The organism is Flavobacterium sp. ZB4P23, assembly GCF_003970375.1.
Taxonomy (GTDB): domain Bacteria; phylum Bacteroidota; class Bacteroidia; order Flavobacteriales; family Flavobacteriaceae; genus Flavobacterium.
The window spans coordinates 46,083-67,578 of the sequence record NZ_RYDK01000005.1; the positions used below are offsets into that span (position 1 = coordinate 46,083).

The following is a 21,496-nucleotide window of genomic DNA, read 5'->3' on the forward strand; positions in this document are numbered from 1 at the left end:
ACTCATTTTTAAATTTATTAGTGCGAAATTAATTTTTATTTTTAGTGAATTCTTCGTCAGGCACCTCTCGTTTAACCATTACCCTTTTTGCTGCATCATAATAATGCTCAATAGTTACATGGTTTTTGGTTTCTTGAGTATTTTCTAAATCATAGGCTTTTTTAAATCCTTTGAGTTTGACTTTTATATTATGATCTATAGCTCTTGTTGTTTTGAATTCATATATCAAATCTAAAATGTCATGCGCTATATACACGGTGTCTTTGGCATCAATTATCACTTTAGAATTTTCAGGAATCTCGTTTAAAGTATATTTGATGGCTGCTTTGTTCAAAAAAGAAACTTCTTGCGCCAAATCAATGTGGATAACATCACCATCTTCATATTCTTCTTTTCTAAAACTGTAAGCTCTTTTCAGGTTTCCTTTTAAAACAAAAATAATACTGATGACAATTCCTAATGCCACCCCTTTTAATAAATCCGTAAAAACAACTGCTAATAGAGTCGCAATAAAAGGAACAAATTGATATTTCCCTTTTTCCAAAAAATGTTTGAAAGTGGCTGGTTTAGCTAACTTGTAACCAACCAAAATTAAAATTGCGGCTAATGTAGCCAATGGAATTTTATTCAGGATAACAGGAATTACAAGTACACTCACTAATAATAGTACCCCATGAATTATAGTAGACATCTTTGATTTAGCACCTGAATTAGAATTTGCTGAGGTACGCACAATTACCGAGGTCAAGGGAAGACCTCCTAGAAGTGAGCTTATCACATTTCCAACACCTTGTGCTTTCAATTCCATATTAGTGTGCGTATAACGTCTTTGAATATCCATTCGGTCTGCTGCTTCAATACTCAATAACGTTTCTATCGAAGCGACTATTGCAATAGTAAAGGCTACTATCCAAACTTTTGGATTCGAAATCCCAGAAAAATTGGGAGTAACTATAATCGTCTTAAATTCCTCCAGACTGGTAGGAACCGGTAAAGAAACTAAATGCTCGTTAGTAATAGCCCACGGACTTCCTGTTCTGATGAAAATCTCATTCAAAACAACACCTAAAACTACAGCAACCAATGCACCAGGAACTAATTTTAAATCCTTCAAAAAAGGGACTTTATTCCAGGAAATCAATACCGCTACAGAGATTAAAGTGATAATTATAGATCCAACCTGAATATAATCAAAAATATTTAATAAGGTTGAAAATGTATTACCTCCGTCCTTTTGCATAAAAGCTAAATCGCCTTCAAAATCGCTATCGTATCCAAAGGCATGAGGCAATTGTTTTAAAATAATTATAATTCCAATACCGGCCAGCATTCCTTCGATGACATTTGTTGGAAAATAATTAGATATACTTCCTGCTTTAAGAAATCCTAGAACTAATTGTATTAGACCTGCTATAAAAACAGCCGTCAAAAAAACATCAAATGCACCTAAATCCGTTATTGCGGTAAGAACAATTGCGGTAAGACCTGCTGCAGGGCCTGAAACACTGATGTGTGATGTACTTAAATACCCAACGACAATTCCTCCAACAATTCCTGAAATAATTCCTGAAAATAATGGAGCACCCGAAGCCATTGCAATACCCAAACACAAGGGCAAAGCTACTAAAAAAACCACTAATCCTGATGCAAAATCAGATTTAAGGGTAGCAAAAAGATTAATTTTTCTTGTCATAATACCAAACTAAAGATTGAATACAAAGAGCTGTTTTCACGTTGAAAGTATGTGAAAATTGATTTAAGAAACACTAAAACCAACACTGTCTTAAACTTGGTTGGGTGGTAGTATAAATATAGAAGAGGTAATATTATCATGCTTTGATAAATTTTCAGAAAGAATAGCACTAGAAGATAATTTTGTTGCAATAATTATTTCCAAAGAAGATTCAGAACTAAATAATACTTTAATTTCTTTGTGAACGTGTTCCTCTTCAGAAAAACTATAGAAAACAGAGATATCTGAACTTTTCTCAATCACCGCAACAATAGTTGGGGTGACAAGGAAAGCTAAAAATAGAATTAAAAATATTTTAGATATCATTTTCATTGTCGCAAAAATAGAATTTAGTTTATAATAAAAGTAACAGTTTTTATTTATTTTAAAAAAAATAAAATTCAAAAAAAAACCAGATAAAAATGCATCATTTTTATCTGGTTTTTTTTTGAATTTTAAGTGTTACAAACTTTCTTCAAGCCAGGCCTGCATCATCCAGATTGTCTTTTCTTGTTCTGAAATGAAATCACTCATCATCGCATTTGTACCTTCATCATTGATTTGTGCCGATTTGTCAAGAATTACTCTTTCAATCTTTAATAAATGAGATAGTGATGTAACAATTAAATGTACTGCTTTTTCATCATTTGAAATATTTTTACCAACTACTAATTGATTGTTTTTTATATAGTCTTCAAACGTATGGAGCGGCGTTCCACCAACAGTGAGAACTCTTTCAGCAATTAAATCAATTTTTATTTGAGAATCCGTGTATAATTGCTCAAATTTTACATGCAAATCAAAAAAACGCTTTCCTCTAATATTCCAATGAATTCCTCTTAAATTTTGATAATATACTTGGAAATTAGCTAACAAAACATTTAGTTCAGTTGCTATTAATTCTGACTCTTTTACCGGTAAACCTAAAATATTTGTTTTCATTTTAATGTTGTTTTATATTTATTTCCGTTATATGACAAATTTAGTGTAAGATTAACGAAAAACACTATAATAAAAAGTTATTGTTTTATTAAATTTGTATCAGATATAATTATAACCATGACAATTACTCAATTAAAATACGTACTTGCAGTAGCTGAACACAAGAATTTCACTCTTGCTGCAGAAAAATGTTTTGTTACTCAACCTACACTGAGTATGCAAATTCAAAAAATAGAAGAAGAATTAAGTATTCAAATATTTGACCGTACCAAAAAACCAATCCAGCTCACTGATATCGGGTATAAAATTGTAAACCAGGCAAAAAATATAGTCAATGAAGCTGATAGAATACAAGATATTGTTGAACAACAAAAAGGTTTTATAGGCGGTGAATTTAGATTAGGCATCATTCCAACAATCATGCCTACTTTATTGCCAATGTTTCTAAATAATTTTATAAAAAAATATCCAAAAGTAAAACTTATTATTGAAGAGTTAAATACCGAAGAAATTATTATTAAACTCAATAATGGACACCTGGACGCTGCAATTGCCGCAACTCCTTTGATGGAAGAAAAAATTAAAGAAATAGTCTTGTATTTCGAACCTTTTGTTGCGTACATCCCTGAAAACCACCATAATTTTCAAAAAGAAGAAATAGAAGTTTCAGATTTAAACTTGGATGAAATTTTATTATTACAAGACGGACATTGTTTTAGAGAAGGAATTTTAAACTTATGCAAGAGTACTGGTAAAAATGAAATCAACCATTTTCAAATACAAAGTGGCAGTTTTGAAACCTTGATAAAACTAGCTGATGAAGGTCTGGGAACAACGCTGCTTCCTTATTTGCATACCTTAGATTTAAAAGAAAAAGACAAGCTAAAACTTCGTCATTTTAAAGAACCTAAGCCTGCAAGAGAAGTCAGTTTGATTTTTCCTAAAAGCGAATTAAAAATTCAAATAATAGATGCACTTCGAAATACCATAACAGGAGTTGTAAAAGGAGCAATTGTTTTTCAAAATGTTCAGATAATAAGTCCCATCGCAAAAAAATAAAAAAAGGAACCGTTTATGGTTCCTTTTTTACTATGAATTTACTATTAGTAAACAGTGCTTTAGTTCCGGTTTACCAATAGTGAAATTCAATAACCACTCCCGTAATTGATCCATTTCATAGGGCAATAATGTCTTAATAGCTTTTTCTAATTCTTTGCTAAAAAGCATAACATCAAAGCTTACTCTTTCTAAAACTGATTTAGTATAATCATACATGATTTTCGACATAATTAATGAAGATTTTAGGTTAGATTTTAATTGAAAGTGATGTAAAAATACATTTTTTACAACTAGAACATAGTTATTTAACGTAGTTTTTAGTTTTTTTATTTTTCGTACTACTTTTGATCAAAAATATAATATATTATTGATAATAAGCCACTTAACAAATATTTATTTTTTAGTAGCTCTGAACATTTCTCTTTTTCCTGGTGGTCCGGCTAATTTTTCAACCGTAAAACCTACTTCTAACATGCTCCTTTTTACAACTCCTCTGGCTGCATAAGTCACTAAAACTCCATTACTTTTCAGTGCTGTATGCATTCTTTTAAAAATATCCGTACTCCATAATTCAGGCTGCACTCTGTAACCAAAAGCATCAAAGTAAATCAAATCAAATGTGTTATTGTCGTCAATTACTTCAAAAAACTGCTTTCTTTTAGTCAACAAAAAATCATTACTAAGCGCTATTTTCTCTCCCCAGACACTTTGATGCATTGCTATAAAAATGTCACTTTCTTGAGCAGCATTCAACTCTGTAATATAATTCATACATAAAACTTCGTCCGGAGATATAGGATATGCCTCTACGCCAACATAATCGATAGACTGATTCATTTTTTTTGCTTCTAATAATGTAATAAAAGCATTCAATCCGGTACCAAAACCAATTTCTAAAATAGAAACCGCTTTATTTTGAAATAAGGAAAGTCCGTTTTTAATAAAGACATGTTGCGCTTCCTGAATGGCTCCATGTTTAGAATGATAACACTCATCCCATTCCTCTATTCGTATGGTTGTGGAACCATCAAGTGTTTGTATTATTTCTCTTTTCAAAATTATTATTTGAGGTTATTTGAAGTTTTATAATTATATGAGCAGTCCAAATTTAATCAAAACTAAAATGATTGTCCTAAATAAAGTACATTTATTATGCAAATCCCATAAAATTGATGCTGATTTTTTCTGTTTTTTCAAAAATAAATAAATCGTACGTAAAGGCTATAATTAATGGTGTTTTGTCAAGTATTTTAGTGATTTTTATTTAATTTTGCAATTATTAAAGTTCTTTTTGCATAATCAAGATTTTAATACCCAATTGTAGTAACATATAAAAATAAACAATACATTATCATGAGTACAACTCAAACTAGCAAAATTGAAATAATTAAAGCACCCACTTCAAAAATAAATGAAGTTGATTTTAAAAATTTAAGCTTTGGATCTGTTTTTTCAGATCATTTATTTGAATGTGATTTTAAAAATGGGGAATGGCAACAACCAGTCATTAAGCCTTACGCACCTTTTTTGTTAGATCCATCGTCAAGAGTTTTTCATTATGGTCAAGCTATTTTTGAAGGTATGAAAGCGTACAAAGATGAGAACAATGACGTTTGGCTTTTTAGACCCGATCAAAACTACAGCCGTTTCAACACCTCTGCTGTTAGGATGGCTATGCCGGAAGTTCCAGAAGATATATTCCTGAATGGTTTAAATCAATTGCTGCAATTAGACGAAGCATGGATAAAAAAAGGAAAAGGAAATGCCTTATATATCAGACCCTTTATGATTGCAACAGGTACCGGAGTAATTGCAAACCCTTCAAATGAATATAAGTTCATGATTATTTTATCGCCTGTTTCCTCTTATTATTCAGGTGATGTAAAAGTAATAATTGCGGAGCATTACAGCAGGGCGGCTAATGGTGGAATTGGAGCTGCAAAAGCAGCCGGAAATTATGCAGCCCAATTTTATCCAACTAATTTAGCAAATAAAGAAGGCTTTCAACAAATAATCTGGACTGATGATGCCACACACACAAAATTAGAAGAAGCCGGTACGATGAATGTGTTTTTTAGAATAAATGACACATTATTAACGGCTCCTGTAAGTGAAAGAATACTTGATGGTGTTACTCGAAAAACACTGATTGATTTAGCAAAGAGTGAAGGTATAAATGTAGAAATTCGTTCAGTTTTAGTATCTGAACTTGTTGAGGCATTTAAAAACGAAACTTTAAAAGAAATTTTTGGTGCAGGAACAGCTGCTGTGGTAAGTCCCATTTCAGGATTCTCCTATCAGGATGTGTATCATGAATTACCAAAAATTGAAAACACAATGGCTTTGCAACTGAAAACTAAATTAGAAAATATCCAAAATAAATTAGATGCGGATCCTTTTGGCTGGACTGTTAAAGTATAATTCAAAGATTTAAAAATTAAAAAAAAGCGATTTTCAGTGTGAAAATCGCTTTTTTATATCATACACATCATCAAAGAATTTCTGAAATTTCTACCTCTATTTACCAATTATTTTAGAGAAATCAGGCTTGAAATAATTTGGCCCTTTCATGACCTTACCATCTTCACGGTAAATAGGCTCCCCATCCTGACCCAACTTACTCATATTACTGCGTTGAATTTCATCGAAAACGGCTTCTATTTTGTCTTGCAGCCCATGCTCAATAATCGTTCCGCATAAAATGTACATCATATCGCCTAATGCATCGGCAATTTCTATTAAATCATTATTCTGAACAGCCTCTAAATATTCTTCATTCTCTTCTTTCATCAAATTGAAACGAAGGATATGTTTGGTTTCAGCTAAGCCGGCTATTGGAGTTTCGCTATGCCCAATTTTGAAAGCGGTATGGAATTCTTTGACGGCATTAATTTGTTTTTGCATAATTTAAATTTTATTAAATGAAAATACAAATTAGCAAACTATTATTAAACAAATAGCTAAATTTGTCAAAAATAATATAAAGTATGTTTAGTCAGGGACAATTCATTTTTGCCGGCTTTTTTTTTGTTGCATTCAGTATTGCAATGATTTATGCCTACCGAAAAGATTTAGCGTTACACCGAAAATTTTATAAAGGAAATTATAAAATTTTAATTGGGTTTGGAGTTTTTATTGGCATTTTATTTTTGATAAAAGTCTTTTTCAAACGTTAGTTTTTTTTTAAATGTCTTCTGAAAAGAGGACTTTTTTTAATTTGTTCTTTTCTTATTTTAAAAACAAATCCTAATTGCTAATTAGTGCAAGGTGCCAAATAGTGCTACCTGAACATGTCCCCTATAAATTTTATTCTAGAAATCATTCTCCTAAAGTATTCCTTTCGTAAAACAACTATTTAATTAAAACATTCAAGTCGCGTTTTTTTATTTAACACTTTTGGCGACTTGTAAATTAAATTTTTAACTTTACAAAAATTAATACAATTAGATATCATGAGGATTATAAAATATTTATTTCTTTTGTTGCTGCTTAGTTTAGTGGCTTTATCCATTTTTGTAGCTACACAAAAAGGGGAATTCACTGTACAAAGAAGTCATATTATTAATTCTCCTAAATCTACGGTATTTAATTTTGTTAATGATTATAAAAATTGGCAGGATTTTGGTGCCTGGATCGTTGAAGATCCTGAAATTATAATCACCTATCCTAAAAACACTGTAGGAAAGGGAGCTTCCTTCACTTGGGAAGGAAAAGAAGTCAAAGGGGATATGCAAACGGTTTTTGTAAAAGAAAATGAAAGTATTTCTCAAAAAATAAATTACAACGGAGGGGTATCATCCGTTTTCTTGAGTTTAAAAGACACGGTTGGCGGAACAAAGGTCACCTGGAAAACCACCGGGAAAATGAGTTTCGTTATGAAGATCACTGCTGCGTTAAACGGCGGTATCGATACAGTTATAGGTGCCATGCAGGAAAAAAGCTTGGCTAATCTAGACAAAACACTAGTTTACGAGATAAATACCCATCAAATAAAGGTAAAAGGTGTGGTAAAAAAACTAGCAACTTTTTATTTGCACCAAACTTTTACAAGCAAAATTTCAAATATCACTAAAAATGCCCGAATCGTTTTTCCAAAAATCATTCTTTTTTGTGAACAAAACAATATAGAATTGAATGGAAAGCCTTTTATTATTTATCACACTTACGATCCAGTAAATGGATTGAGTAGATTGTCTTTTTGTATCCCTATAAAAAATCAAATTTTAACCAGTTCAGGCAGTGATATTTTATCCGGTAAACTCGAACCTTTCGAAGCCTTGAAAACAACCTTAACCGGTGATTATTCACACATAAAAAAAGCGCTAGATAAAACAACAGCGTACAGCAATGCTAACAAAATAAGTATTGACACTAAATTTTCACACCTAGAGAACTATACCATCGGCAAAGCGGAAATAAAAAATCCATCAAAGTGGATTACTGACATTTACTTTCCAATAAAACCAAAAGTAATTCCTGTTAAAGTCTTTGCTCCAGCAGCAATCAATAAACCTCCAGCGGTAAAAACACCGGAACCTGCACAAAAAAAGGAAGAAGAACAATCTGAATTTTAATATTATCTTTCCTCCGAATTAAACCTTTTTGATAAAGAGTATTCTAAATTCATAAATAAAAAATTTGCAAGACGAACAGGAATATATAAATAACTTGTTGAACTCTAAAACACAAAATCAAGCGTTTCAGCAGTTGTTACAAGAGTATCAAAGACCGTTATACAATCACATTCGTAACATTGTTTTAAATCACGATGACGCAGATGATATCTTGCAAAATACTTTTATCAAAATATTTCAAAATTTAAAAAATTTCAAAGGAGACAGTAAACTCTTCTCTTGGATGTATCGTATTGCTACTAATGAAGCATTGACTTTTTTGAAACAAAAATCAAAAATCAATACGGTATCGTCTGAAATTTTACAAAGTAAAACTATTGATAATCTCGAAGCTGATGTGTTTTTTGATGGAAACGAAATTCAACTAAAATTACAAAAAGCAATTGCTTTATTACCTGAAAAACAACAGTTAGTTTTTAAAATGAAATATTTTGAAGAACTAAAATACGAGGAAATATCTGCTATTTTAGGCACTTCAGTTGGAGGATTAAAAGCTTCCTATCACCTTGCTGTAAAAAAAATAGAAGCATTTGTATCTACTAATTAAACCTTTTTGCAATACCACTGTCTAATGAATAGTATGAAAACATTTAAATTAGAAAACGAGCCCAAAATTGAGACTGGATTTAAGATTCCTGACCATTATTTTGAAAATTTTTCAGCAAAAATGATGAAGCAATTACCCATAGAGGAGCCAAAAGTATTTTCTATTTTTCAAAAAAGAAAAAACAGGATTCTAATGGTTGCAGCAATTTTAGTAATAGCCCTGATGATTCCTGTTTTAAGCCCGTCAGCAAGCAACCCTAACGAAATAGACACGCTCACTCTGGAAAATTATTTAACCTATCAATCGAGTGTAAACCCTTATGATTTAATAAGTGAATTAGAAACCGAAGATATCAATAATATTAAAGCAGATAATGAAGTTTTAGAAGATGAAGCTATAGAGGATCATTTATCCGAAAATGCTAATCTGGAGCATCTTCTTTTAGAATAAAAAACGCGTTCACCGATTACAATAAATAAAACAAAAATGAAATATAAAAAAATATTCCCAATACTGTTGCTACTTCTTTCCTTTAATTTTTATGGCCAACATGAAAACATGAAAGAGAAAAAAGAACAAATTAAAGCTTTGAAAGTAGCCTTTTTGACAACTGAGTTAAACTTGACCACTAGTGAAGCCGAAAAATTCTGGCCTATTTACAACCTGTTTGATGACAAACAATTTGAATTAAGACATCAGAAAATGAAAAGTTTCATGAGAAGAATGAATGATGGATCTTTAGATCAAATCACGGAGAAAGAATCCAATTCATTTTTAGTTCAAATAGAAGAAACCGAAGAAGAATTGTTTTTTTTACGGAAGAAATTTGTTCAAAATTTGAGAGAAATATTTCCATCTGTAAAAATTTTAAAACTTAAAAAAGCAGAGGAAGACTTCAATAGAAAGCTGTTGCAACAATACCGCAACAAAGCGCATAAAAAATAACATCTTTTTTTATTAGTTCGATAAAACATCCTAAACACAAGTAAAAACTTGAGCTTAGGATGTTTTTGTTATTTAAAATTGATCCGAATCATTTTATTTTTCCCTGCAGCAACAGCCGTTTTTTTATCTATGAACCGGAGCGTATTAAGACTTTTATCCTTTGCTATTTGTTGCCATGATTCACCACCATCCGAGGAGTAATAAACCCCTGAAGTCCCCACAGTAACGAGTTTCTTACCATTGCTTTCAGGAATATATTGCACACAGGAAGCATACCCAAATCCTTGATTATCAGCAATAAGCCCCCATGTTTTCCCACCATCCGCAGTACGGGCTTTATTGGAAAAATTCTGGTTTTGATCTTCATAATCCCCTCCTGCTACAAAACCGATTTTTGCATCATAAAAATCGGCAGTAAAAATTCCGGTCATTGCCTTTCCTTGTGCCATTGGAGTTTCAAAAACGGTCCAACTCTTTCCTTTATCAGGAGAATAAAAAACCCTTGCTTTTTTTCCACCAGAAACAATCCATGTATTATTCCCTTTAATTACAATATTAGTATTGCTTGCCGCAAAAGCAGCTTCGCCTTGCATCACTTTTGGTAATTTATCGCACGGAATTTTATTCCATGATCGGCCTCCATCACGTGTTGTAATAATATTAAGACAATCAGCGATTGGATCTCCCATAGCAATACCTTCTGTATCGTCCCAAAATTGCATACTATCATAAAAGACCTTCTCATGGCTTTCCTGATATACTATTTGTGAATCCTTTTCCTCTTTTGAAATTTGATACAACACTGCAGGATTTGCCACATTGAGAATAAAAATATGATTGGCTGTTTGAGCGATACTCCTAAAATCAAGTATCAAAGAATCCTTGGTGATTTTGTGCTCTATTTTTTGATTGGTATCTAAATTATATAACCCGTATCTACCTTTATCAGCAGCATACCAGATTTTGTTTTTATCAATTTGAATCGCTCTGATACTTATTTGATCTTGAAATAAGGTATCAATTTCAACGGACTGAAAACTAACGTTATGTAACTTTTCCGATTTATAAACACTTGTTTTACAGGATACAAATCCATTTAAAACCAACAGCATTAAAAAAATATTTTTCATTTTTGTACATTTTAAGGCTAATTTACAATTAATAATATAAATACAAATAGCACCCAAATTATATTGGCACAGTAATTGGATATTGAAAAAAAGGAAAAACTTAATCCAATTAATTATGAAAACGAAACTATTACTATTGAGTCTGTTGACCGCTGTTTTCGCAACACAAATACAGGCACAAAACAGAACATACGTAAATGCTGTGAATGCCGAAATCAGTGATAATCTTGATCTGAGAGCTGTTGCTGATATCTTTGGTGATTCTAGAGACCTGCAGGATTTTGAAAGACGCCTTAATGATCCTGAGCTGCAAATATCAAATTTAGATTTGAATAATGATAATGAAGTTGACTATTTACGGATTATTGAAACGGTAGAAAACAGAACCCATCTAATCATCGTTCAGTCAGTGATTGATGAAGATATCTACCAAGATGTTGCAACAATTGATGTTGAGAAAGACAGAAACAATAAAATTCATGTACAAATAGTTGGTAATGAATTTATGTATGGACAAAATTACATTTATGAGCCAGTTTATTACAGTACTCCAGTAATTTATGCATCCTTCTGGTCTACTAATTACCGCCCTTACTATTCCACTTGGAATTGGAATTATTATCCGTCCTATTATTATGCTTGGAATCCATTTCCCGTTTTTAGATACATAAATAACATAAACATTAATTTGAATATCAACAACAATTATAACTATGTCAATAACCGTAGAAGTAATCGTGCAGTAGTTTTACACAATTCAAGACGTTCAAACGGATATGAAAGACAACATCCAAATGCGTCTTTTTCCAGAAGAAATAGTACTGTAAATAACCGCCATGAATTAGATCAAAGAAGAGTATCCAGAAATGAAACCGGTTATTCTAATAGAAGAGCAATAGTGCAAAGAGAATATTCTCAAAACAGAACAAGTCCTTCAAGACAAGCAGCACCGCAAAGAGCTGAATCTTCCAGAGAATATTCTCAAAACAGAACAAGTCCTTCAAGACAACCAGCACCGCAAAGAGCTGAATCATCCAGAGAATATTCTCAAAACAGAACAAGTCCTTCAAGACAACCAGCACCGCAAAGAGCTCAATCGTCCAGAGAATATTCTCAAAACAGAACAAGTCCTTCCAGGCAAGCAGCACCGCAAAGAGCGGAATCTCAAAACAGAGGCAACACATCAAGAGCATCAGGTCCTCAGAGAACGGAATCTCAAAGAGGCAATTCTTCTTCAAAAAATGAAAATAGAAGCTCCTAAAAATCTTAAATACAAAAAAAGAAACACGGCTCCCTAAACCGTGTTTCTTTTTTATCGGATAAAAAGCGCTAATTTATTTTAAAAGTGTAAATTTGAAAAGTTTTTTAAAAATTACACATGAGCGTATCGCACAAAGACCTGCACAGTAAATGGACATTAGGAGGTTTATTAATTTCATTAGGAATAATTTACGGTGACATAGGAACTTCACCATTGTATGTAATGAAAGCCATACTTGGCACCCACATTATTAATTCGGATATTGTCTTAGGTGGAATATCGTGTGTTTTTTGGACCCTTACACTGCAAACCACAATCAAATACGTACTAATCACGTTAAGCGCTGATAATCATGGCGAAGGCGGAATTTTTGCTTTATATGCTTTGGTCAAAAAAACAAAAATTCAGTGGTTGATTGTCCCGGCTATAATCGGAGGAAGTGCTTTATTAGCTGACGGAATCATAACTCCACCCATCTCCGTATCTTCAGCAGTTGAAGGAATAAGAACGTACTATCCAGAAATCAATACCATTCCAATTGTAATAAGTATTCTTTTTGTACTTTTTTCTATCCAGCAATTCGGCACCAAGTTAGTCGGTAAATTTTTTGCTCCAATGATGCTTATTTGGTTTGGGATGCTAGCGATACTTGGAATCGCACAAATTTCACAACACACCGAAGTTTTAAAAGCAATCAATCCTTACTACGCCTATCATTTATTGACCATCCATCCAGAAGGTTTTTTTGTTTTAGGTTTTGTATTTCTGTGTACAACAGGAGCTGAAGCATTATACTCAGACATGGGACATTGCGGACGAAAAAACATCCGAATTAGCTGGATTTTCGTAAAAACTGCATTAGTGTTGAATTATTTTGGACAAGCCGCCTATTTAATTCGCCACGAAGGAGAGACATTACAAACTTTAGGAGGAAAAAATGGAAACCCATTCTATCTCATCATGCCGGACTGGTTTCAGCCTATAGGAATTATAATTGCTACTCTAGCAGCTGTTATTGCCTCACAAGCCTTAATCAGCGGGTCATTTACATTGATAAATGAAGCAATGCGATTGAATTTTTGGCCAAAAGTAAAAATAAAATATCCTACAGAATTAAAAGGACAATTATACATTCCGTCTACAAACTGGTTATTATTTATTGGTTGCGTTGGAATTGTACTGCACTTTGAAGAATCCAGTAATATGGAGCATGCTTATGGACTGGCGATCATTTTGTGTATGATAATGACCACTATTTTACTGAATTTTTACCTGATAATGAAAAGAGTGAAATTATATTTTATAGTTCCATTGATTACTATTTATCTAATAATCGAATTTAGTTTCCTCGCAGCTAATGTTACGAAGTTTGCTGAAGGTGGCTATGTAACGCTTTTTATAGCAATCACTTTAATAGGTATAATGACTATTTGGTACCTGGCCAAAAAAATTAACAAAAGTTACACCAAAATTGTTAAAATTGAGGACTACAAAAAAGTACTAGTGGAGTTAAGTGCTGATTTATCCATTCCTAAATACGCAACACATTTAGTATATATGACTAATGCCGGTAGAATTGACGAGATCGAAGAAAAAGTAATGTATTCCATCTTACAAAAAAGACCCAAAAGAGCTGATATTTATTGGTTTGTTCACGTGAATATATTGACTGAACCTTATAAAACCGAATATAAAGTAACTGAAATTGTCAAAGATGATTTGTATCGTGTAGACTTTAATCTTGGTTTTAGAGAACCTACAAAAATAAATCTGATGTTTAGAGAGGTAATCCGGGATATGGTGCAAAAAGGAGAAGTAGATATAACCAGCCGCTACGAATCTTTGAATAAAAATAATATCATAGGTGATTTCAAATTTGTATTATCCGAAAAATTCCTTTCCAATGACAGTGATTTACGTTGGCACGAAAAAATAATTATGAACTCCTATTTCTTCATTAAAAAATTAAGTTTATCTGAAGAAAGAGCCTTTGGTTTGGATAGCAGTTCCGTAAAAGTGGAACAATTTCCAATGGTGCTCCATGCTCCTGAGAACATTGGACTGACAAGAGTAAAATAATTCTTTCTGTTTTTTTAATCCTCCAAGAAACACTGTAATAATACAGTGTTTTTTTATGTCGAAAAATTTAAAAACAACATTCATTATTTAAAATATAACATTCAATCAATTAATAGTACCTTTGCACCTCAATTATTTAAAATGAGATTACACAGAAATTTAGTTTACACAACAATAGACGCTTTGAACGCCATTTTTAACGAAGGAGAATATGCGGATAAAGTAGTTGCCCGATCTTTAAAAAAAGACAAACGTTGGGGAAGTTCTGATAGAAAGTTTGTTGCCGAAACCATCTACGAAATTGTGCGTTGGAAAAGATTATACGCAGAAATAGCCGAAGTAAAAGAGCCCTTTGACAGAGATAATCTTTGGAGAATGTTTTCTGTTTGGGCCGTATTAAGAGGCTATCCTATTCCGGATTGGCGACAGCTGGAAGGCACTCCAGAACGAAAAATAAAAGGACGTTTTGACGAACTTTCAAAAGTGAGAGCTTTAAAAGAATCTATTCCGGACTGGATGGACGAATTAGGAGTTAAGGAACTAGGCGAAAAAGTTTGGGCAACTGAAATTACAGCTCAAAACCAACCTGCTAAAGTGATCCTAAGAGTCAATACACTTAAAACTACCAGAGAAGCGCTACGTGCTATTTTGATGGATTTAAACATTGAAACAGAAACGTTAAAAAATCAACCAGATGCTTTGGTTTTAAAAGAAAGAGCTAATGTTTTCTTGACCGATGCTTTCAAACAAGGTTTCTTTGAAGTTCAGGATGCTAATTCACAATTAGTAGCCGCTTTTCTTGATGTTAAACCAGGAATGCGTGTTGTTGATACATGCGCCGGTGCAGGTGGAAAAACACTTCATATTGCTTCTTTGATGGAAAATAAAGGACAATTAATTGCTATGGATTTGTATGAAAGCAAATTAAAGCAATTAAAAATCAGAGCCAAAAGAGACGGCGCTTTCAATATTGAATACCGAATTATTGACTCTACAAAAATCATCAAAAAATTACACGAAAAAGCAGACCGTGTTTTGATTGACGCACCCTGTAGTGGTTTAGGCGTTCTGAAAAGAAATCCGGACGCTAAATGGAAATTGAAACCGGAATTCATCGATAACATCCGTAAGGTACAATCAGAAGTTTTAGAAAGCTATTCTAAAATTGTAAAACCCGGCGGAAAATTAGTGTATGCTACTTGTTCTATACTACCCTCCGAAAATCAAGATCAAATTGCTCGTTTCCTGACAACTGACATTGGAAAACAATTCAATTTTATTAAAGACCAAAAAATATTGGCTTCAGAGTCAGGTTTTGATGGATTTTATATGGCTTTATTAGAACGTAAAGAAAGCTCAGAACAGAAAGAAAAAAGAGTACAAAAAGAAATAATATAGTATCTAGATTTAAGATTCTAGAATTCAAAAAAAAATCCTCGAATAAATCGAGGATTTTTTTATGCGTTATCTGTTTTGTTTATTCTATTCTCTTTTAATATCCCTAATCATTCATTGAGATTAAAAACTCCTCGTTATTTTTCGTTTTCTTAAAACGATCGTTGATGAAATCCATTGCTTCCACTGGGTTCATATCCGAAAGGTATTTTCTCATGATCCACATTCTTTGCAATGTTTTTTGATCTAATAACATATCGTCACGTCTTGTACTAGAAGAAGTCAAATCGATAGCTGGGAAAATACGTTTATTAGCAATTTTTCTATCTAATTGCAATTCCATATTACCAGTACCTTTAAATTCTTCAAAAATAACTTCGTCCATTTTCGAGCCGGTTTCAGTCAATGCAGTAGCAATGATACTCAACGAACCCCCATTTTCTACATTACGGGCAGCTCCAAAGAAACGTTTTGGTTTTTGCAATGCATTTGCATCCACACCACCACTTAACACCTTACCTGAAGCAGGCTGAACCGTATTATACGCTCTGGCCAAACGTGTAATGGAATCCAATAGAATCACTACATCGTGACCACATTCAACCAATCTTTTTGCTTTCTCAAGAACGATATTCGCAATTTTAACATGCTCTTGTGGTTCTCTGTCAAATGTAGAAGCAATTACTTCACCACGCACACTACGTTGCATATCCGTAACCTCTTCCGGGCGTTCATCGATCAATAAAACAATCAAATATACTTCAGGATGATTGGCCGCAATAGCATTGGCAATTTCCTTCAACAACATGGTTTTACCTGTTTTTGGCTGCGCCACAATCATTCCGCGTTGTCCTTTTCCTATTGGTGAAAACAGATCGATAATTCGTGTTGAAATCGTACTTTGTTTTTCTGCCAATTTGAATTTTTCTGATGGAAAAACAGGCGTTAAATGTTCGAATGAAACTCTGTCGCGAACCACTTGAGGATCGTGTCCATTTATTTTTAAAACCCGAACTAATGGAAAAAATTTCTCTCCTTCTTTTGGTGGGCGAACTACACCTTTTACAGTATCTCCGGTTTTAAGACCGAACAATCTGATTTGAGAAGTCGACAAATAAATATCATCCGGCGACGCTAAATAGTTGTAATCCGAAGAACGCAAGAAACCATAGCCGTCCGGCATCATTTCCAGCACACCTTCGCTTTCTATAATTCCATCAAATTCAAAATCAGAAGCAGCAAAATTATTTTTTTTGTTTTTGAAGTTTGGATTTTGATTCCCATTTCCATTTTGACTTGGATTAGGATTTTGTTTGTGTAATTGGTTTGGATTTATTTTTTTAACCGGAGCTGAAACTTCTTCTTTCTCCTGTGTAGTTAAATCTACAACTGTATCAGTCTCTTTTGCTGTTTCTTTTCCTTCTTCCTTATCCTTTTTTAAAGCAATTTTTTTCTCGTACGCTGACTTATTAAACTTAATCACCTTTCCTATTTTTTTAGCTCCGGATTCAAGTTCCTGAACAGAAGAGGAATCGTCGTCTTTGTCAACTGGCAATATTTCAACAGAATGGTCTTCAACGGAAACAGAAGATGCTGTCAAATTTTCTTCGGTTTCAAAAAATGAATTTTTCATCGTTTTTTGAATAGCAACTTTTTTTACAGGCAGTATTCTGGTTCTTTTTGGTTTATCCTCTTCCAGATTACTATTGGTTTTTGTCTCTAATATTAAATCAACGTTAGCCTCTTGATGCGCTAAAATCTGACTGATTAAAGTCTCTTTTTTTACACCGTTAAATTTTATGGTTTTAGCTGATTTAGCTATTTCTTGAAGCTCAGAAAGCTTCATTTCTTTTAATGCAGAAATATTAAACATGAATGTTCTAGGAGTTTAATTAATTTTGAAAATAATGTAAAAGATAGGTAGTAAACATTAAAATGAATCAACCGCAGTATGAAGTGCTTACGGTATTATGATGCAATATTACGAATAAAATTTAATGATACAATAGTATTTATAAAAAAGAAAATATATTTTTGTGGTAGATATTTAACAAATGATACAAAGAATTCAAACCATTTATTTACTACTCGTATTTGTAGTAACTGGTATTTTACTGTTTTTTATTCCATTATGGACAATGGATACCGGTAAGGCATTTTATTTTATGCAAAGTCAAGTGTATACTATACTATTGGGATTGAGTACTACGTTGACTTTATTTAGTATTGTTTCCTATAAAAAAAGACAAAATCAGTTTGTTATTGGCAGATTGAATATCATATTAAATTTGATTTTATTAGGATTGTTTGTATATCGTTCACTAAATCTATCTGGAGAAACACCTGCTGTTTCGGAGAAAGGTATTGGGATGTTTCTTCCTGTAGCTGCTATCGTATTATTGGTTTTGGCCAATAAAGCAATCAAAAAGGATGAGGATCTTGTAAAATCTGTGGACAGATTGAGGTAAACCTATAAATTTTAGTTTATTAGTGCGAAGGAAACCCGAATGTAACAATTCGGGTTTTTTTATATCTGCAATGCAATAAAAACCTTATAATTTAAAATTTAGCTGAATATTTTTTATAAATTTGGATCTGATAATTACAACATGGCAGAAAAAATACGGATTCATCTTGCTGATGACCATCAAATTCTTATTGATGGAATTAGAACTTTATTACACACAATCCCTACATTTGAAGTAGTGGGATATTCCTTAAACGGCACTAATATTTATGAGGAAGTCACTAATAATAAAGCGGACATTCTTATTTTAGACATTAACATGCCGGAAAAAGACGGCATTGAGGTCCTCAAAGAATTTGCTAAAAAAGGATTTCCATGTAAGATTATCATTTTGTCCAGTTATGATGACTTACGAATAATAAAAGAGGTCATGAAGTTAGGCTGCAGCAGTTACTTAACTAAGAAATGTGCCGGAGAAAATATAGTTGAAGCCATTCTAGCGGTTACTAATGGTGAAGAATATTTTAGTAAATCTGTTAGAGAAAAAATATTCAGTACCGTAACTAAAGACAATCCAAAACTAAACAAACAAGTCCCAAGTCCAAATTCACTTTTAACCGAAAGAGAACTGGAAATCATAATCCTGATTTCATTAGAATATAGCGGCAAAGAAATCAGTGATCAATTATTTATTAGTGTTAATACCGTAGAGACCCATCGCAAAAACATAATGAAAAAACTCAGCGCAAAAAACTCTATAAGCCTAGTGAAATATGCCCTTAAAAATAAATTAATCAAATCCTGAATGAATTTAGATGAAACTTAAATGCTGTTTTTTTAATTAAAAAAAAGAAAACCAACCAATTTAATCCTGATTTAAAGTCAGTTTATTTTGAAAAATAAGGCGGATTTAAAAAACCAGAAATAACCAATCTATTCAATTATTTATGTCTCAGAAACAAATTGCTATAGTCTTAGTTTTACTATTGAACCTCACTGGTAGTTTTGTTTGTGCTCAAAAGAAAGAAACTTCAAAAAAGGAAGCTCTAACATTAGCAAAAGAAGCTAATCAGCATATGAAAGCTGGTAATTACGAGAAGTCCTTAATACAATCGAGACTTGCTTTGAGCCAAGCAATCAAAATCAAGGACAACAACCTGATAGCAAGAGCTTATAATACCATTGCTGCTAATTTTGATCAATTATCGGAATCTGACAAAGCTTTTTTCTACTACAACAAAGGACTGGAATACGCTAATAAAACTAATAATGATGTTTTAAAAAATTGGTTAAACAATAATTTAGGAAATATCTATTGCTTTGATAAAAAACAATATGAAAAAGGAATTTATTATTATAAAAAATCACTGCATTACAGCACTAAAACAAAAGATTCAGCACAAATTATATTTACAAAACTCAATTTGACGTGGGCCTATTTCGACAATGATCGCTATCAAGAAGGGCTTCCCTATTTAAACTACATCAACAAACACCACAAAAAACATGGAGACGAGTCTACAATTGTAGCTTTAAATATGCTCAACGGCATGTATCATAGCCATACAAACAACACTAAAAAAGCCCATTATTTTTTCCAAAAAGCAATTGAAAAAGGAATTAAAGGAACTGAAAAATCTGATTTATCATATTCCCACCTAGAGTTTTCTAAATTTTTATTGAAAAACAATGATTATAAAAATGCCTATAAAAATTTAGTCCGATATAATACAATTACTGAGGAACTAAACGACCAAGAAAAACACAATAAAGCGAATGTTGCTGGCATAAACCTTGAAATTGATGAGTACAAAAGAGAAATCGACAAGATCGAAACAGAATATAAAACAAAACAACTTTTTTTACTGCAAGAACAATCCAGAAATAAAAAAATTGTGATTGTACTAATTGCTGTTCTACTGCTATTTTTCATCCTTTTTTACTTCTATTCTCAAAACACACAACTAAAACAAAAAAACAAACTAAAGGACTTACAAAGCAAAGTTCAGGAAAACATGATCAACGCATCCATTAACGGACAAGAATTAGAACGAAAAAAAATTGCGGCATTTTTGCATGATAACATTAGTGCTTTACTTTCATCAGCAGGACTACATCTTCATGCGTATACCTCTAAAAATCAATATTCAGCACAAGAAATCATAAAAACTAAGGCTATTCTTGAAGAAGCACACGATCAAGTACGGGATTTATCCCACGAACTGATGCCTTCGCTTTTAGCCCGTTTTGGATTATTTGATGCATTAGACGATTTGTGTGAAAAAAACTCCAATTCCATTCTGTACTTTGAATACGCAAGTTCCGTAGATCGAAAAACCCGTTATGATGAAGATTTCGAAATTAAAATTTATTTCATAATTATGGAACTCCTCAACAATACCATAAAACATAGTCAGGCAACACGTTCAGAATTAAGCATTCACGAAGATAATGATTTTCTGAATGTCAATGTTATGGATAATGGCCAAGGTTTTGATTCTAGTAAATTTCATATCCTTGAAGGTTTTGGCATCAACCAAATCAAAGCACGAATCAATAATCTGAAAGGAACTATTGTCATAAACTCCAAAATAGGTTTCGGTACAACCATAAAAATAATAGTACCCATCACCTATCAAAAAAAAATAATCAGACCCGTTTTTCAATCTCAATAATTTCCAAATCTTTGATTTTATCTCCTTCAATCACAAAACGCAACATCGTTCGCACCTGATGAAAACCACTTTTTCCCGCCGCACCAGGATTCATGTGTAATAAATTATGTTTTTTATCGAATATGACTTTTAGAATGTGCGAATGTCCACAAATAAATAATTTTGGCGGATTGGCTTCCAACTCAGCTTTAATATTGGGATTGTATTTCCTCGGATAACCGCCAATATGCGTAATCCAAACATCAACGCCTTCACACATAAAACGGTTGTGTAACGGAAATTCCAGTCGCGCCGTTGCATCATCAATATTTCCATACACGCAGCGCAACGGTTTCAGCTTTTGTATCGCATCAGTCACGGCCAAATCGCCTATATCACCCGCATGCCAAACTTCGTCAGCCAATGCAACATATTTCAAAATGGTATCATCAATATGACTGTGCGTGTCAGAAAGCAAAAGTATTTTTTTCATATTTATAGTGTCATTAAGAGGTACGAAGTAATCTGAAGCAATTTGCTTCGCCAGTTCGCTTCGCTCGTGTCCAGCTATCCGTTTCAATCTTTATTGTTTTTAAAGAAAAAACAATAAAGGATTCCCACTGCAAATGTTTACATTCACTGAACTCCTAT

22 protein-coding genes are annotated in these 21,496 nt (G+C 32.6%); 13 read left to right on the top strand and 9 right to left on the bottom strand.

Going from position 1 to position 21,496, the window contains the following annotated elements; all coding sequences use genetic code 11:
* Positions 1-28: 28 nt before the first annotated feature.
* The 3 genes from EKL99_RS09430 to EKL99_RS09440 all read right to left on the bottom strand — a co-directional run bounded on the left by EKL99_RS09430 (position 29) and on the right by EKL99_RS09440 (position 2,674).
* A complete protein-coding gene (locus EKL99_RS09430; protein WP_126576838.1) occupies positions 29-1,693 on the bottom strand; it encodes a SulP family inorganic anion transporter in 1,665 nt (554 codons plus the stop codon).
* 90 nt (positions 1,694-1,783) lie between these two features.
* Entirely contained in the window at positions 1,784-2,059 is a 276-nt protein-coding gene (locus EKL99_RS09435) for a hypothetical protein (RefSeq protein WP_231507420.1), read from the bottom strand.
* Positions 2,060-2,194: 135 nt separating this feature from the next.
* Entirely contained in the window at positions 2,195-2,674 is a 480-nt protein-coding gene (locus tag EKL99_RS09440) for a Dps family protein (protein ID WP_126460653.1), read from the bottom strand.
* 117 nt (positions 2,675-2,791) lie between these two features.
* On the opposite strand from EKL99_RS09440, the gene EKL99_RS09445 reads away from it, so the two are divergent.
* On the top strand, positions 2,792-3,733 hold the full coding sequence (locus EKL99_RS09445) for a LysR substrate-binding domain-containing protein (RefSeq protein WP_126460650.1): 942 nt from the start codon (positions 2,792-2,794) through the stop codon (positions 3,731-3,733).
* A 30-nt stretch (positions 3,734-3,763) separates the two neighbouring features.
* On the opposite strand, the gene EKL99_RS09450 is transcribed toward EKL99_RS09445, so the two are convergent.
* Both EKL99_RS09450 and mnmD read right to left on the bottom strand, forming a co-directional pair.
* Positions 3,764-3,961: a hypothetical protein gene (locus tag EKL99_RS09450; RefSeq protein WP_126455626.1), complete on the bottom strand. Its 198-nt coding sequence runs from the start codon at positions 3,959-3,961 to the stop codon at positions 3,764-3,766.
* Between the two features lie 165 nt (positions 3,962-4,126).
* A complete protein-coding gene (gene mnmD / locus EKL99_RS09455) occupies positions 4,127-4,789 on the bottom strand; it encodes a tRNA (5-methylaminomethyl-2-thiouridine)(34)-methyltransferase MnmD (protein ID WP_126576839.1) in 663 nt (220 codons plus the stop codon).
* Positions 4,790-5,086: 297 nt separating this feature from the next.
* Between mnmD and EKL99_RS09460 the strand changes: the two genes are divergently transcribed.
* Positions 5,087-6,154: a branched-chain amino acid aminotransferase gene (locus EKL99_RS09460; RefSeq protein WP_126576840.1), complete on the top strand. Its 1,068-nt coding sequence runs from the start codon at positions 5,087-5,089 to the stop codon at positions 6,152-6,154.
* A 96-nt stretch (positions 6,155-6,250) separates the two neighbouring features.
* Here the strand turns inward: EKL99_RS09460 and EKL99_RS09465 are convergent, their stop codons facing one another.
* Entirely contained in the window at positions 6,251-6,637 is a 387-nt protein-coding gene (locus EKL99_RS09465) for a nucleoside triphosphate pyrophosphohydrolase family protein (protein ID WP_126455620.1), read from the bottom strand.
* Positions 6,638-6,720: 83 nt separating this feature from the next.
* On the opposite strand from EKL99_RS09465, the gene EKL99_RS14670 reads away from it, so the two are divergent.
* The 5 genes from EKL99_RS14670 to EKL99_RS09490 all read left to right on the top strand — a co-directional run bounded on the left by EKL99_RS14670 (position 6,721) and on the right by EKL99_RS09490 (position 9,859).
* A complete protein-coding gene (locus tag EKL99_RS14670) occupies positions 6,721-6,909 on the top strand; it encodes a hypothetical protein (RefSeq protein WP_126460641.1) in 189 nt (62 codons plus the stop codon).
* 276 nt (positions 6,910-7,185) lie between these two features.
* Positions 7,186-8,307 (top strand): SRPBCC family protein, encoded by a 1,122-nt coding sequence (locus EKL99_RS09475; RefSeq protein ID WP_126576841.1) that lies wholly within the window; start codon positions 7,186-7,188, stop codon positions 8,305-8,307.
* Positions 8,308-8,371: 64 nt separating this feature from the next.
* Entirely contained in the window at positions 8,372-8,914 is a 543-nt protein-coding gene (locus EKL99_RS09480) for an RNA polymerase sigma factor (protein ID WP_126576842.1), read from the top strand.
* 33 nt (positions 8,915-8,947) lie between these two features.
* Complete coding sequence (locus tag EKL99_RS09485) at positions 8,948-9,364, top strand: hypothetical protein (protein ID WP_126561727.1); 417 nt, start codon at positions 8,948-8,950, stop codon at positions 9,362-9,364.
* 36 nt (positions 9,365-9,400) lie between these two features.
* Complete coding sequence (locus tag EKL99_RS09490) at positions 9,401-9,859, top strand: sensor of ECF-type sigma factor (protein ID WP_126561726.1); 459 nt, start codon at positions 9,401-9,403, stop codon at positions 9,857-9,859.
* A 68-nt stretch (positions 9,860-9,927) separates the two neighbouring features.
* Here EKL99_RS09490 and EKL99_RS09495 read toward each other — a convergent pair whose 3' ends face one another.
* Complete coding sequence (locus EKL99_RS09495; RefSeq protein WP_126576843.1) at positions 9,928-10,989, bottom strand: oxidoreductase; 1,062 nt, start codon at positions 10,987-10,989, stop codon at positions 9,928-9,930.
* Positions 10,990-11,104: 115 nt separating this feature from the next.
* On the opposite strand from EKL99_RS09495, the gene EKL99_RS09500 reads away from it, so the two are divergent.
* From EKL99_RS09500 to EKL99_RS09510, 3 genes are all read left to right on the top strand, one after another.
* On the top strand, positions 11,105-12,250 hold the full coding sequence (locus EKL99_RS09500; RefSeq protein WP_126460623.1) for a hypothetical protein: 1,146 nt from the start codon (positions 11,105-11,107) through the stop codon (positions 12,248-12,250).
* A 117-nt stretch (positions 12,251-12,367) separates the two neighbouring features.
* The gene (locus EKL99_RS09505) at positions 12,368-14,329 is read left to right on the top strand and encodes a KUP/HAK/KT family potassium transporter (RefSeq protein ID WP_126460620.1); all 1,962 of its coding nucleotides are present in this window, start codon (positions 12,368-12,370) and stop codon (positions 14,327-14,329) included.
* A gap of 141 nt (positions 14,330-14,470) precedes the next feature.
* A complete protein-coding gene (locus tag EKL99_RS09510) occupies positions 14,471-15,727 on the top strand; it encodes an RsmB/NOP family class I SAM-dependent RNA methyltransferase (RefSeq protein ID WP_126576844.1) in 1,257 nt (418 codons plus the stop codon).
* Positions 15,728-15,830: 103 nt separating this feature from the next.
* Here the strand turns inward: EKL99_RS09510 and rho are convergent, their stop codons facing one another.
* On the bottom strand, positions 15,831-17,597 hold the full coding sequence (rho, locus tag EKL99_RS09515; protein ID WP_126576845.1) for a transcription termination factor Rho: 1,767 nt from the start codon (positions 17,595-17,597) through the stop codon (positions 15,831-15,833).
* Between the two features lie 181 nt (positions 17,598-17,778).
* On the opposite strand from rho, the gene EKL99_RS09520 reads away from it, so the two are divergent.
* The 3 genes from EKL99_RS09520 (at position 17,779) to EKL99_RS09530 (ending at position 20,866) form a co-directional block, all read left to right on the top strand.
* A complete protein-coding gene (locus EKL99_RS09520; RefSeq protein ID WP_126460610.1) occupies positions 17,779-18,192 on the top strand; it encodes a DUF4293 domain-containing protein in 414 nt (137 codons plus the stop codon).
* Between the two features lie 141 nt (positions 18,193-18,333).
* Positions 18,334-18,996 carry a response regulator transcription factor gene (locus tag EKL99_RS09525; RefSeq protein ID WP_126460607.1) on the top strand — a complete coding sequence of 221 codons (663 nt, stop codon included), beginning with the start codon at positions 18,334-18,336 and terminating at the stop codon, positions 18,994-18,996.
* 142 nt (positions 18,997-19,138) lie between these two features.
* Positions 19,139-20,866, top strand: a complete 1,728-nt coding sequence (locus EKL99_RS09530; RefSeq protein ID WP_126561722.1) for a tetratricopeptide repeat-containing sensor histidine kinase — start codon at positions 19,139-19,141, stop codon at positions 20,864-20,866.
* Here EKL99_RS09530 and EKL99_RS09535 read toward each other — a convergent pair.
* Positions 20,841-21,338 (bottom strand): metallophosphoesterase, encoded by a 498-nt coding sequence (locus EKL99_RS09535; RefSeq protein WP_126460601.1) that lies wholly within the window; start codon positions 21,336-21,338, stop codon positions 20,841-20,843. The two genes, EKL99_RS09530 and EKL99_RS09535, sit on opposite strands and share 26 nt — an antisense overlap.
* Between the last annotated feature and the right edge of the window lie 158 nt (positions 21,339-21,496).

Bases quoted from the DNA above. Each gene is read 5' to 3' on its own strand.
- EKL99_RS09465 (WP_126455620.1), bottom strand. From the start codon at position 6,637: ATGCAAAAACAAATTAATGCCGTCAAAGAATTCCATACCGCTTTCAAA.
- EKL99_RS09535 (WP_126460601.1), bottom strand. From the start codon at position 21,338: ATGAAAAAAATACTTTTGCTTTCTGACACGCACAGTCATATTGATGAT.
- EKL99_RS09430 (WP_126576838.1), bottom strand. From the start codon at position 1,693: ATGACAAGAAAAATTAATCTTTTTGCTACCCTTAAATCTGATTTTGCA.
- EKL99_RS09525 (WP_126460607.1), top strand. From the start codon at position 18,334: ATGGCAGAAAAAATACGGATTCATCTTGCTGATGACCATCAAATTCTT.
- rho (WP_126576845.1), bottom strand. From the start codon at position 17,597: ATGTTTAATATTTCTGCATTAAAAGAAATGAAGCTTTCTGAGCTTCAA.
- EKL99_RS09445 (WP_126460650.1), top strand. From the start codon at position 2,792: ATGACAATTACTCAATTAAAATACGTACTTGCAGTAGCTGAACACAAG.
- EKL99_RS14670 (WP_126460641.1), top strand. From the start codon at position 6,721: ATGTTTAGTCAGGGACAATTCATTTTTGCCGGCTTTTTTTTTGTTGCA.
- EKL99_RS09510 (WP_126576844.1), top strand. From the start codon at position 14,471: ATGAGATTACACAGAAATTTAGTTTACACAACAATAGACGCTTTGAAC.
- EKL99_RS09475 (WP_126576841.1), top strand. From the start codon at position 7,186: ATGAGGATTATAAAATATTTATTTCTTTTGTTGCTGCTTAGTTTAGTG.
- EKL99_RS09485 (WP_126561727.1), top strand. From the start codon at position 8,948: ATGAAAACATTTAAATTAGAAAACGAGCCCAAAATTGAGACTGGATTT.
- EKL99_RS09530 (WP_126561722.1), top strand. From the start codon at position 19,139: ATGTCTCAGAAACAAATTGCTATAGTCTTAGTTTTACTATTGAACCTC.
- EKL99_RS09435 (WP_231507420.1), bottom strand. From the start codon at position 2,059: ATGATATCTAAAATATTTTTAATTCTATTTTTAGCTTTCCTTGTCACC.
- EKL99_RS09500 (WP_126460623.1), top strand. From the start codon at position 11,105: ATGAAAACGAAACTATTACTATTGAGTCTGTTGACCGCTGTTTTCGCA.
- EKL99_RS09495 (WP_126576843.1), bottom strand. From the start codon at position 10,989: ATGAAAAATATTTTTTTAATGCTGTTGGTTTTAAATGGATTTGTATCC.
- EKL99_RS09460 (WP_126576840.1), top strand. From the start codon at position 5,087: ATGAGTACAACTCAAACTAGCAAAATTGAAATAATTAAAGCACCCACT.
- EKL99_RS09450 (WP_126455626.1), bottom strand. From the start codon at position 3,961: ATGTCGAAAATCATGTATGATTATACTAAATCAGTTTTAGAAAGAGTA.
- EKL99_RS09440 (WP_126460653.1), bottom strand. From the start codon at position 2,674: ATGAAAACAAATATTTTAGGTTTACCGGTAAAAGAGTCAGAATTAATA.
- EKL99_RS09490 (WP_126561726.1), top strand. From the start codon at position 9,401: ATGAAATATAAAAAAATATTCCCAATACTGTTGCTACTTCTTTCCTTT.
- EKL99_RS09520 (WP_126460610.1), top strand. From the start codon at position 17,779: ATGATACAAAGAATTCAAACCATTTATTTACTACTCGTATTTGTAGTA.
- EKL99_RS09505 (WP_126460620.1), top strand. From the start codon at position 12,368: ATGAGCGTATCGCACAAAGACCTGCACAGTAAATGGACATTAGGAGGT.